Annotated in this window: 9 protein-coding genes and 1 pseudogene; 8 read left to right on the top strand and 2 right to left on the bottom strand. The window is 70.4% G+C overall.

Annotation, left to right across the window (positions count from 1 at the left end):
* Positions 1-339 precede the first annotated feature (339 nt).
* Complete coding sequence (locus QOL88_RS04425; RefSeq protein WP_097215178.1) at positions 340-1,035, top strand: FadR/GntR family transcriptional regulator; 696 nt, start codon at positions 340-342, stop codon at positions 1,033-1,035.
* Positions 1,036-1,532: 497 nt separating this feature from the next.
* On the opposite strand, the gene QOL88_RS04420 is transcribed toward QOL88_RS04425, so the two are convergent.
* On the bottom strand, positions 1,533-2,234 hold the full coding sequence (locus tag QOL88_RS04420; protein WP_179878767.1) for a CHAP domain-containing protein: 702 nt from the start codon (positions 2,232-2,234) through the stop codon (positions 1,533-1,535).
* Positions 2,235-2,757: 523 nt separating this feature from the next.
* On the opposite strand from QOL88_RS04420, the gene QOL88_RS04415 reads away from it, so the two are divergent.
* The gene (locus QOL88_RS04415; RefSeq protein WP_143668841.1) at positions 2,758-3,477 is read left to right on the top strand and encodes a hypothetical protein; all 720 of its coding nucleotides are present in this window, start codon (positions 2,758-2,760) and stop codon (positions 3,475-3,477) included.
* Between the two features lie 170 nt (positions 3,478-3,647).
* Here the strand turns inward: QOL88_RS04415 and QOL88_RS04410 are convergent.
* A pseudogene (locus QOL88_RS04410) lies at positions 3,648-4,392 on the bottom strand (saccharopine dehydrogenase family protein); the annotation flags it as partial.
* Positions 4,393-4,666: 274 nt separating this feature from the next.
* On the opposite strand from QOL88_RS04410, the gene QOL88_RS04405 reads away from it, so the two are divergent.
* The 6 genes from QOL88_RS04405 to QOL88_RS04380 all read left to right on the top strand — a co-directional run bounded on the left by QOL88_RS04405 (position 4,667) and on the right by QOL88_RS04380 (position 12,264).
* Positions 4,667-6,412, top strand: a complete 1,746-nt coding sequence (locus QOL88_RS04405) for a serine/threonine-protein kinase (protein ID WP_179878766.1) — start codon at positions 4,667-4,669, stop codon at positions 6,410-6,412.
* Positions 6,413-6,549: 137 nt separating this feature from the next.
* Positions 6,550-7,299: a hypothetical protein gene (locus tag QOL88_RS04400; protein WP_097215175.1), complete on the top strand. Its 750-nt coding sequence runs from the start codon at positions 6,550-6,552 to the stop codon at positions 7,297-7,299.
* A gap of 74 nt (positions 7,300-7,373) precedes the next feature.
* Positions 7,374-7,823: a hypothetical protein gene (locus tag QOL88_RS04395; protein ID WP_283445876.1), complete on the top strand. Its 450-nt coding sequence runs from the start codon at positions 7,374-7,376 to the stop codon at positions 7,821-7,823.
* Positions 7,824-7,865: 42 nt separating this feature from the next.
* On the top strand, positions 7,866-8,000 hold the full coding sequence (locus tag QOL88_RS04390) for a hypothetical protein (RefSeq protein ID WP_257027491.1): 135 nt from the start codon (positions 7,866-7,868) through the stop codon (positions 7,998-8,000).
* Positions 8,001-8,036: 36 nt separating this feature from the next.
* On the top strand, positions 8,037-9,962 hold the full coding sequence (locus tag QOL88_RS04385; protein ID WP_097215173.1) for an AfsR/SARP family transcriptional regulator: 1,926 nt from the start codon (positions 8,037-8,039) through the stop codon (positions 9,960-9,962).
* 43 nt (positions 9,963-10,005) lie between these two features.
* Positions 10,006-12,264, top strand: coding sequence for a TOMM precursor leader peptide-binding protein (locus QOL88_RS04380; RefSeq protein ID WP_097215172.1), 2,259 nt, complete (start codon positions 10,006-10,008; stop codon positions 12,262-12,264).
* Positions 12,265-12,300 lie beyond the last annotated feature (36 nt).

Genomic DNA, 12,300 nt, shown 5'->3' with positions numbered 1-12,300 from the left:
AGCAGCTAGACCCAGCCGATCGCGTACCGAAAGGCGATCGACTCCAGAATCGGAGCACGCCGGGGGCGAGTTGCGGCGAGGGGTCCCCGCGTGCCCGATGCCGGGAATCGTCCCGAGCACAAGGACATGATCAGCTCCTCTGCGCCATGGTGGCTCAGTGGTCCAGCCACTGGGTGGTCTGTTCAAGTCACGCACACATCCACGCAGAGCGTCAAGATTCCTGCTTGCTCCTGTAGTGGACTCCGCACGCTGTCCCGGAGTCGCTTGTGCGGTGACTCGGCCACTGCGAAAATCACAGCTCAACCGCCTTGGACAACCGGAAAGAGGACAGTGGTGGCAGTGGATCCGATCCCTCGGGATTCTGCGGTCGACCAGCTCGAACGCCGCCTGCAGGAGGACATTCTCGAAGGCCGGTACGCCGTCGGCAGCCTGCTTCCGCCGGAGCGTGAACTCGCCGCCGGGTACGGGGTGAACCGGACCACGCTCAAACACGCCTTCGTCCGTCTCGTTCATGCAGGTCTGGTCGAGACCCGTCACGGTGTCGGCACCCGGGTGCGGGACTTCCTGCGCCTCGGTAGCGCGGACCTGCTGCCCGCCCTTGTCATGAAGAATCCGACGTGGATGGCCGAGGTGTTCGAGGCGCGGCAGAGCGTCGGCGCGCTGATCGCGGCCCGTGCCGCGGCGGAGGCGTCCGACCGGGATCGCGGTGAACTGCGCCGGCAGGTGAAGATCGTCGAGGCTGCGGAGTCCGTGGACGAGGCCCAGCTCGCCGACGCCGAGTTCCACCGCATCCTGGCCGTGGCCTCTCACAACCGGGTGTACGTGCTGCTGACGAACACACTGCTCAACGCCTATCTACCGGTCCGAAGCCTGCTGGCAGAACCGTTCCGGGACGCGGAAGCGGCCGCAGGCCGGCTGCACCCTCTCGCGGAGGCTGTGTGCGCGGGCAAAGCGGAGGCGGCACGCGACGCGTCCGAGGCGTACATGGCGGACACCGCGCGCATCATGACGGCGGCCCTGCCCTCCCCGTCCTGAACCGTGCGGCGTCCGAGGCGTACATGGCGGACACCGCACGCATCATGACGGCAGCCCCGCCCTCCTTGTCTGGACCGTCCGGCGCGCCGAGCCCGGATCCGGGCAGGTGGTATCCGCTCGTCCCCGCTCGCTGTCCCAAGCGGAACGCAGGTGCCCCGGTGGGCCCGCACCTCACTGCCGCGGCGGCCGCAGCCTCCCGCTGAACAGAACCAACGCGGAAAACCCAGGCGCCCGGCCCCTGACGCGGGACCGGGCGCCACCACCGTGGACCGCTGACCGCGGGGGTACGGTCGGTCCACGGAGCTGAAGGCCCACCGCATCAGCAGCTGCGGGCCGGAACGGATCGGAACGGACGGCGCGGGCAATCGGGACGAGCAGCTGTAGGGGGATCAGTACGCGCGGCGCGGGAGCCGGACGGTCCCGGGCGGACGGGACCGGGGCAGCCTGTCCCGGGACGAGCGTTCTGGGAGACGGGTGTACGTCGGAACGGGGGCGGGTCAGAAGGGGGAGGCGAAGCCTCGGAAGGTCTTCCCGGCACGCTCGGGGCCGGCACCGTACCAGGTGTAGCTACGTTCCGACACGCTGTCGCTGTGATCGCCCGTGTTTCCCTCGACGGTGATGACCGTGGTGCCGTCGACCTCCACCACCACTCCGACATGGCCGTGGCTGCTGTCGCCCGTATCCGTCCAGACCAGGACGTCGCCGGTCTCCGGCAACTCGCCCGGTGCATAGGCGTGGAAGCGGCTGCCGAGGTCCGTGCGCCAGGACTGCGATCCGGGGTAGTTCGCCGGCGTGCCCCGGTGGTCCCACATGGCTGCGGCGAAATAGCCGCACCAAGCGAGGCCGTTGTAGTTGTTGTAGGCGTTGAGGTTGGCGTTGCTGCCGTCCCGGCCGAGGTAGTTGGTTCCGGGGGCCGGTTCGCTGAGCAAGGTCTCGCCACCCGCGGTGAGACGGAAGCCGGCAGGCGTCGTGAGTGCGGATCGCGACCGGTCGGCGATCGCCCTGCGTTCGTCCTGCTGGGCATCCGCAGTGACTGCGGTCATCGTGGTGTGCGCCGGATTCTGCGCCGCCGCGCAGGGGGTGGCGGAAGCGCAGAGCAGGACCGCGCATCCCCAAGTCGTCAGTGTGCTGCGGGAGAGCCTGCGGGACACGGTTCGCCCTTTCAGGTGGGGGAGAGGCTGCCGTCCGGTGACGGGCATTGCAGGACGGGGCGCGGTGCCGGTGGCACGCGTGCCACCCGCTTTCGTTACGGCTTGCCGAACGTATCTGTCCCAGTGGCACCGCACATGAGCCGTCATTACTCAGAGCGATCAAGGGGCCTGGCCGGTCTTTCGTCGGCGGCGAGTCGTGTCTCCTGCGGTGTCTTCGTGTCCGAGTGCCGTACGGAGGGGCGGGCGGGGGACACCGTGCCGTGGCGCTCCTCCATCGTCCTGACGTGCTGAGACTTCGTTCGCTGAGGGCGCTCGGCCTCCTCGCCGGCCGATGCCGCCCCTGGGTCGGACCGACCGCGAGTTGATAACCCGTCATTTCTCCTGTCAGTCAGCAGTGTTGATCCCCGAAAGGGCACGGAAGAGTGGGCAGGGGGGACTTCGGAGTGATCAGGAGTTGAGTAGCGGTTACTCTCGTGCCTGCTTTCCCGCCTATGTGAGCATCTTTCTCGTCAGATCCGATCAAAACTGCGGTGAGAGGTAAATACCACCGTAGATTTCCCAAGGGGGGAATATGAGGACGAGTACTGCTTTCGTCGGTTTGGCGGCCACTGCTGCTCTGGCGGTCCTGGGTCATCCGGGCATCGCATCGGCTGCCGACAAGCCTGGGGGCGCCGAGGTCGAAACCGCGATCCGGCATGCCGTCAACGGCAAGGCGACGCCCGCCGATCTCGCCATCATCAAGAACGACCCGCAACTGGCCCGTACGGTGCCGGTGTCGGTCGAGGTCGGCAAGGCGGTTTACAAGAAGGCCGAAGCGCCGTCCGGCAAGGCCGGGGCCGGTTCCCGGTCGTCGGCCGCAGCCCGTCCGGCGGGGCTCTCCGCGTTCCAGGAGGTGTGCCGGAGCGTGGACCGTCCGATCACGCTGAAGAGTTACCTGGGCGACACGCTCTACACATGGCACCACTCCTTCTCCTGGTGCACCGCGAACCAGGTCAACACGGTGGAGGCCACTCGCGTCATCACCGCGTCCCCGTACAACCGGAGTGACTACTTCACCGAGAAGTCGTCCGTTGCCTATCCGCAGGCGCTGGTGACCGATGTGACCTTTGCTCCGGTGGGTGGGCCCATCGGGTTCAACCCCACGGGTGCGGGTTCGCCCTACTACTCGCACATGGCCCGGTCGGTGAACCTCTGCATCGCGCAGTACAGCTGCTACGCCAGCAATCTGCCGCAGAGCAAGCTGACGATCGGTCGCGACACCGCGACAGTCGCCATCGAGAGCACCCTGTGAACAGCGGGCGCCGATGAACCGGGAGCCCCGGTGAGGAGGTGACGCCCGGCCGCACCGCCCCGGGGCGGTGCGGCCGGGCGTGCTGTGTCACTTCTCCCGCGGACTCCATGAGGAGCCGTACTCCGTCAGCAGATCGAGGAATGGCTTGGGCGGCATGGTCGCGGAGCCGACTCGTTGCCGAGGCCGTGCTTGAACGTGACGCACCGGGCCGGCACCCAGCGGGGAATGAGGAGCACCTCCTCGTGCTCGACATTGACGCAATCCACCGGAGCGATGCCCTCGGGGAAGTCGAAAACCTCGGGCTTGCTGAAGGGCGGGGTGGTGTACCACCCGCGGCCGTCCTCGTAGACCACCGGAGAGTTGAGGCACTCCTCGATGGTGGTCCAGATGCTGAGGGACGGCGCGAAGTCGTAGCCGTCCACCACCAGGTCGGCACCGTCGCGGACGCCGATCTCCTTGATCTCGTCGAAGAGTTCGTCCGCCGCGTAGCGTGCGAAGACGTCGGACAGGCCGGGCTCCGCGCCCATGCCGACCAGTGCCGGCAGGCCGTCCTTCTCCCGCTGGGCCGCCTGCTCTAACTGGGCGTCGCCCAGCTTCACGCCGCACTCCTCGTAGCGGCGGTCGCCACGCGGCCGGGACAAGGACATCGCCATGTCCAGATAGTGCGCCCCGTGCGTACCGGCCGCCTTGAAGAGCGGCAGGACGAAGCGGGGTCGGTCGCGTTGCGCAGGATGTCGCAGCGGTGCTCGGCGAGGGCCGCCGCCACGGCGGCCGCGTCCGAGGTGTCGAGCGGAACGCGGAGAACCGGATGCCGGCCTCGCCGCGTGCGGCGAGGGCCGCCTCGACCCGGGCAAGGTCGTCATCGGCGACCACGATGTGGCCGCAGAACGAACACCCTTCGAGGTGCTGGGTCACAGGGCCCCTCGACGCCGGCCGGCAGATCGCGCCGGAGCCTTCGGGCTCCTCCCGGCGACATCCCCGGGCGTCCGCGCGGGGCCGCGGCCATCGCCTCGGCGTTCAAACCCGCCCCCGGACGAAATGCGTAGTCACTACTCATGCCAGGCCTGCCGGAGATCGACACGATGAGACATCACAGGGCAACGACCTGACGCCCCGAGGGTGCCGCGTGGCGCCCGGGATTTCTGCCACAACACCACAGCACACGCAGTTTGGCCGGGGGGAGCCGCAGATGAACGATCGGTTGAGCAAGGACGTGAAGGCCGGGTGGACGGCACCGGGTTACCACCCGGTCCGGGAGCTCGGGACCGGGGGGACCGGCCGGGTGGTCCAGGCCGTGCACGAAGGGACGGGCCTTCCGGTTGCCATCAAGTACCTCAGTGCCGGGGTCCGCGACGACGTGCAACTGCTCGACCGCTTCCGTGCGGAAGCACGGACGCTGGAGAGGTTGGACACCCCGCACGTCGTCGCCCTGTACGAGTACCTGGAGACGCACGAGGGCGTCGCCTTGGTGATGGAGCTGGTTGAGGGCGGGGAGCTGCGGGCCATGCTGCGGACGCATGCGCCGTTGCCCGCCGAGGCTGCCTTCGCGGTCCTCAAGGGGTCGCTGCTGGGGCTGGCGGCGGCCCACGAACGGGGCCTGGTGCACCGCGACTACAAGCCGGGGAACGTCCTCGTCACCGAGGACGGCATTTCCCGGCTGGTGGACTTCGGCATCGCTGTGCGGCAGGGGGACAGCGCGAACGCTGCCGGCACACCCGCCTACATGCCGCCCGAGCAGTGGCAGGGACTGCCGCCCTCCCCGCAGGCCGATGTGTACGCGGCGACGGCCACCTTCTTCGAATGCCTCACAGGAACACCGCCGTTTCTCAGTACGACGGTCTCCGAACTGGCGGTGCAGCACATCGAGGCGCCGGTGCCCGTGGACCGAATCCGGGAAGAGCTGCGGGGTCTGGTCCTTCGGGGGTTGGCCAAGAATTCCAGTGAACGCCCCGCGTCGGCCGAGGAGTTCATCGCCGAGCTCGAACCTGTGGCGCGCTCGGTGTGCGGCGGTGACTGGGAGGAGCGAGGGCGCCGCGCCCTCGCCGCACTGGTCTCACTCCTCGCCCTGCTCCCGGAGCCCGGCACGGGCGGCTCCGGGGGGTCCGACAGCTCCGCCACGCTGCTCACTGGGCCCGAAGGCATCTCGGCCGTGACGGCGGGTGCCCGCCGGCGCAGAATGCCCGGTAAGCGGATGCAGATAAGTCTCGCGGCCGGTTCCGCAGTCCTGGCTCTCGGCGCGGTCGCCTCGATGGCAGCCCAGGGCAATGACGGCGGGAGCCACCGCCAGCAGGCCGCCGAACAGGTCGCCGGGCCGGTGGACACGGCGCCCGCCGAGTCCCCTCCGGCATCCGGTTCCGCCTCGGGGCGGCCGACCAAAGGCACCGGCAGCCCGACCGGCGGCGTCGCCACCACGTCGGGGGCCACCGAGGAAGCGGTCACCGTCCAGGACGATCCGGGGGCCGCAGAAACCTCTTCCGCAACCATCACCGGTGCCCCGGCGGAGACCGGGACCGGCCCGTCGGCCGATCCGCAGGGGGAGTCCGAGGACCCCGCACCGGAGTCGGAGAAGCCCACCACCGACAGCGTGTCGGAGGCCCGCGTCGGCTTCCTCGGGGTCACCAACTTCACGGCGGGGGCCAACAGCCGGGCCAGCGCCACCGTCAGCGTCACCACCGACAGCTCGGAGCCGGTGCGGCTGACGGTGAACTGGTACGACGCGTACCAGGGCAGTGCGGCCCGGGCACCCGGCGACCGGGACGGTGGCTCGCAGACCTTCGTGCTCCAGGGACGCACCAGTTACACGATCGCCGTCGAGCACTTCTTCGACACTCTCAACTGCACGTCGTACCGCGGGGTTCTGGCCACCACATCGCCCGGCGCCCAGGCCGCCAGGCCGTACAGATCGGGCTGGACCCAGGCATGCCTGCCGCGGTGAACGGGCCCGAAGACGCCACTGTGGACCCGGTCGGACGGGGGAGCGGGGCCGGTGCGGTAGGTCCGGGGGCTTCGCAGCCGGGGGACCGCGGCCGGCCCGACCCCCGACTGCAGATCTTTCCACGGGACACGGCGCCGTTGGACCTGCTGGCGGACTCCTCGCTCGACGTCACGGTCGAACTGGAGACCCTGGCCCGGGAGCAGCCCTTCCCCCTCGCGAGGGCCCGTGCGGCGGAGATCCCAACGGTCGATCTGGCGGACGGGCCGTCACCCGGTGTTCTTCGCACGGATCATGGGGCTCTCTCCGCGACGCTGGTCGACACCGGGCCACCGACGGTCGGGGAGACCCGGACCGGATTCGGCCCGGGCGTCCCCGACGGCGCCGCCGTCCGGGAGCGACAGCGGCTCGCGGTCCGCGGCGCCCGTGGGCGCGGCCGCCGCCGCGCGGAACGCAGACCGCTGCTCCCGGGCCTGAGCTGGTATCTCGTCGCAGCCCTCGTCGCCGGTGCCGTCGTATCTCACTTCTGGCCGCGCCACCCGGCGGACCTTTACGTCGGCGACGTGCGAGTGGCCGCCGACATCCGGAATCCGGGCTGCGACCAGACCGTGACCGTACACGGGACGATCCGCACCAACGGAGGGGGTGGAACGCTCACTTACCGGTGGAAGCGCAGTGACGGCAGCAGGTCGCTTCCGCTGCACGAGGCCGTACGGGAGGGGGAGAGGGCCGTCTCCGTGCAGACGACGTGGTCCTTCCACGGACGCGGCCGGTTGCATGCCCGTGCCCTTCTCGAAGTGACCTCCCCACCCGGCCCCACCGCCTCGGTGGACCTCGACTACAGCTGCCACCGTCCCGCGCGGCGGGCCCGGACCGATGGCGGTGAGTAGGTGCCACTCACTCTGCTGACCAGGTGTTCCCGTGAACCGGGGCGCCTGACAGATTGACCCTCGCTTCGACCGAGGTGTCCCGCGAAGTAACAGAAGTCGACAATTCATCCGGCGAGAAAAGGAATGTGCGCTGTGCGGAAACCCCCCTCATGCTCACCAGACGGCACGCCCTGTGCGCCGCGGCGGCCGTCGCCGTGTCGGCCGGAGCCGGAACCGCCCTGGGGCAGACAGCCCGGGCAGCCGACCCCGATCCCGCGATGTCGCGGTGGCACGTCGAGAACGAACACGTCTGGAACAACGAGGACTACAGCGAGGAACTGCAAGGAATCACGGCAGGGACGTACTACTGGTACCTCGCCAACAATGCGGACGATTCCACCGAAGGGCTCTGGCGGATGACGCCGGATTTCGCGAACCGTGCCCCGATGATCAGGAATGCCAAACCGGATTTCCATCTCGGTGACATCGGTTTCGACTTCGCCCGCCACCGACTCTATGCGGCCCTGGAACCGGCCCATGTGTAGGAGGTGGCTGTCGCCGGGGCGAGCGCCGCAACGGTCCGCGTCGTGCCCGCTGGCCGGCAGCGGGCCCCGTCCACAGGGCGACTCCATGCCGTGGTGCGCCGTCGCCTGGACAACGACTGGCCCAGCGGGGACGCCTACATCAAGCACATCTCCGTGCCCGACGTGACGACGGTGTGACGGCACGTACGGGACCGCACGAAGTGGACCGACCTCATGACTCATGCACCTGACCAGCCCGCCGACGACCCTCTCTGCCGGCCCCCGGCGCTCGGCTTCCGGGTCCTGGGACCGCTCGCCATCGTGGACGGCACCGACGAGGTCATCCTCCAACCCTCCAAGCCCACCTCGCTACTGGCCACCCTGCTGCTGCATCCCAACAGTGTGGTGCCCACGGACCACCTCCGGCAGAGCATCTGGGGGGAGCGTCAACCGTCCACGGCGAATGCGGCCCTGCACACCTGCATCCAGCGGCTGCGACGGGTCTTCGCCCGCTACGGGATAGCCGACCACACCATCGAGTACGTCCCCGGCGGCTACCGCATCGCGGCCGTGCCGGAGAGCCTGGACCTGCTGCGGTTCCGTTCCCTGGTCCGCACGGCGCAGGCCCGGAAGGCATCGCCGGCCGAGACCGGTCTGTTGCGTGAGGCCCTCTCGCTGTGGCGCGGCCCGTTGCTGGCCAACGTCCCCTCGGACGCCCTGCACCGGGACGAGGTGTCGCAGCTCATGGAGGAACGGTTGTCCGTCGTGGAGCGGCTGGCCGACCTCGAACTCTCCGCAGGACGCTGCCTGGAAGTGCTGCCCGACCTGCGGGCGGTGATCCGCTCCCACCCCGGCCGGGAACGCTTCTGGGAGCAGCTCATCGAGGCTCTGCACCGCAGCGGCAGGCAGGTGGACGCGCTGACCGAGTACCGCAGGGTCAAGGAATATCTGCGGGATGAACTCGGTGTCTATCCGGGCGCCCGCCTGCAGAGGCTGGAAATGGCCATCCTCCGCGGCCACGACCTCGGCCCCCCGGCCCTCTCCCGACATGTTCCGACCGCCTTGCCGGCGGGTCCGGCGCCGGATCGGTCCCGATGTTCGCCGTCGCTGCCCCTCGTCCCCTCCTTCCGTGGACGCGAGGCTGAAAGCAGCGCGATAGCAAGGGAACTGACGGGCACGCAATCCGAACCGGCTCTTGTCGTGCTGTCGGGTGCGCCGGGAATCGGCAAGACCGCTCTCGCGCTCCACACGGCCCACCAGGTGCGCGAGACCTTTCCCGGCGGCCGGGTGCTGCTGCGGATGAGCCGGGACGACGGGGCACCGCTTCCGACGGCCGAGGCTGCGCACGCCTGGCGGGAGGCCCTGGCCGGCACAACCGGCCCTCGGCATCCAACGGGGGGAGAGGCCCACGGGCCGCTGCCACCGGTACCCGCGGGCATGCTGCTCCTTCTCGACGAGGTCGTACGCACGGAACAGGTGCTGCCCTTCCTTCCCACCGAACCCGGCAGCGCCGTCGTCGTGACAACCCGGCTGCGGCTGGCAGGCCTCGCGGCAGGACACGGCTGCCGGGTGCACCGGCTGGGCACTCTCGCGCCGGACGACTCCTTCGCCCTGGTGACCGCGATACTGGGCGGCACGCGGGCAGAACGGGAACCGGGGGCCGTACGGGCACTCTCGGAGGTCTGTGGTCACTACCCCCTCGCTCTGCGGATCGCGGCGGCCTTCCTGCTCACCCGCCCGGAGCTGACGGTCGAGGAGGGCGCCGACTGGCTCCGGCAGGACCCGGTCTCCCGGCTCTCGCTGCCGGACGACTCCGCGCTGTCCGTACGGCAGGTCTTTGGCGGTGCCCTGGCCCGCGTCGACCGGTGGTTCGCCGAGCAGTTCCTGCTGATCGCCCGGTCAGCGCGGCAGCGGTTCTCGGCCGACGACTGCGCTTCCGCGCTGGGCGTCGCCGACCGGACTGCCGGAGCTGTCCTGGAGCACCTGGCCGAGGCCGGGCTCCTCGAAGGCGGGCCGCGCCACTACACCATGCACGGTCTGCTCCGTGCCTTCGCCTGCCATCCGGACGCCGTCGGTCCGCCGGAGGCGAGAGATGTGTCCCCCGCCGGCTCGGACAGCGGACCGACCAGTGCCTGGCCGGTCCACCCGCGCCGTCCCTGAATCGGGCGGATGCGATCCGCCCACGAGAGAAGTGTGACAATCCATGGCTGCAGCCTACGAAGCGGTCGCCGACACCCGGCCGCGGATCCAGCGGGACGTGCTCTACACCGAGACGCCGCGGGGCGTGCTGTTCCACAACGCCCAGGGCGGCTTCCATCTGCAGGCCGCCTCTGCCTATCGGTTCACCTCCCTGATCGTGCCGTTCCTCAACGGTGAGAACCGCGTGGCGGATCTCTGCGCGGGGCTTCCCGAGGACCGTCGCGGCATGGTCGCCCGGCTGGTGAGCACGCTGTACGAGCACGGGTTCGCCCGCGACGTACCCCCGGGCGACGACAACCCTGCAGGGATGGAGCCTGCGGTGGTCGGCCGCTTCGCTCCCCAGATCGCGTACATCGACCACTACGCGGACGGCGCGCACCGGCGCTTCCAGCAGTTCCGCAACACCGCGGTGGCCGTGCTGGGCGACGATCCGGTGGCCCGCTGGTGCGTGGTGAGCCTGCTGCGCAACGGATGCGCCACCGTCGGGGTGCTCCCGGACATCGACACCCCCGAGAACGCGTTCGCCGAAGTGCGGGCGGAGGCCGTGCGGCTGACCCGCGAAGCCTGTCCCGCCGAGCTGGCGACGGTCGTCACCGGAGGCGGCCCGCTCTCCTGGTCGGACCTCGACGGGTACGACACCGTCGTGGTGACCGGCGGTCCGAGCGGCCCGCGCCGGATCCATGCCCTGCTGGAGGCCGGTGTCCCGGAGGGGCGGACCCTGCTTCCCGCATGGACCTTCGGGGACCGGATCGTTGTGGGGCCCACGATGGGCCGGGGCACCGCGGGGTGCTGGGCGTGCGCGGTGCTGCGGCTCGGCGGCAACGGCGGGGCCCGGGAAGCCGCGGACGTCTGGAGCAGTGTCTGCCTGGGCCGGGAGACCGGGCCCGACCAGGCCGCTCCCAGCGGACCGCTCGCCGCCATGATCGGCAACCTGCTCGGCTACGAGATTTTCCGGGCCTCCAGCGGAGCGCTCCGGGCGGAGACGGCCGGTCAGGTTCTCATCCAGGACATGGCCTCACTGGATGTGGTCTCCGAGCCGCTGCTGCCGCATCCCCGGTGCCCCTTCTGCGCCTGCGCACCGGCGTCGCCCGACCCCTCGGCCTGGGCATCCGGCGCACCGGCCCCTGCCGTGGCCGCCGCGTCGGGGCCGGGATCCTCCGAGAAGGACAGCGGGGCCGAGACGGTGATGGAGGAACTGAACGCCCGAGCCGCGCTGGTGCAGCCGGGCACGGGGGTGTTCCGCTCCTTCGACGACGAGTCGCTGACCCAGACGCCGCTCAAGATCAGCACACTTCGGCTCTCGGTCGGCCACCGGTCCTCGCGCCGTATCGCCGCCTTCGACGTCCACCACGTCGCGGGCGCCCGGATGCGTGCGCTGCTCTCCGCGGCCGAGCTGTACGCCGACCATGTGGTCCCCACCCACGGAGTGCTGACCCGGGCCGGGACGGAGGCGGAACAGGAGCCGCCGATCCGTGTCGAGGTCCCGGCGCTGGCCACCGCGCAGGGCGCCACCATGTCGGCCGCCCCGGAGGTATCGGCGTGGATGCGGGCCACCTCGCTGGTCACCGAGCGGCCGGCGCTGCTGCCCACGGCCGCCGTGCACCCCTTCGGCCCGTACAACCGCGACGCGGTGTTCACCGCCACCCGGGCCGGGACCGGAGCGGGCACATCGCCCGCAGAAGCCGCCCGGCGGGGGCTGCTCTCGGCCCTGTCCCACGACGCTCTGCAACGGGCCGTCCGCGACGGCAGCGGGGTGCGCCGGGTCTCCTTCCGGCCGACCGAGGCGGACCCCGAACTCACCTTCCTGAGCCGGACGGCGGACAACCTCGGAGTCGAGGTAGAGCTGCTGGACCTCGGCGAGGCCGGCCGTTCCTCGGCGCACGTCTTGCTGGCACGGACCAGGAACGCCGACAACGGGCACTGGGAATGGGCCCTCGGGTCGGACTTCAGCCTGCATGCCGCGGCGGTCGGTGCCGTACGCGACCTCCTCGGGGGCGTGCAGCTGGCACGCGAACTGCCCGACGGGGAGCGAGTCGACACCGGTGATCCACTGATGGCCGCCTTCGACGCCGGCACGCTCGTCTGCGGGGGAGAACAGGAAGCCCTGTCGGCGGCCGACGGTTCGTGGCGGATGGCGCTGCGAGGACTGCACGGGAGCGGCCGCGACGCGTGGATCGTTCCGACCACGTCCGCCGACCTGAGCGGGTGCCGGATCACCACCGTCCGGGTGCTGCTCAGCAGCGAGGACGGCCGTGACTGCTGACCCGCTGCCGCGCCGGACGGCAGCGTCCGAGGCGGG

Source organism: Streptomyces sp. Ag82_O1-12 (genome assembly GCF_900182715.1).
Taxonomy (GTDB): domain Bacteria; phylum Actinomycetota; class Actinomycetes; order Streptomycetales; family Streptomycetaceae; genus Streptomyces; species Streptomyces massasporeus.
The sequence above is the reverse complement of the archived record's forward strand: the minus strand, read 5'-3'. Positions and strand labels throughout refer to the sequence as shown.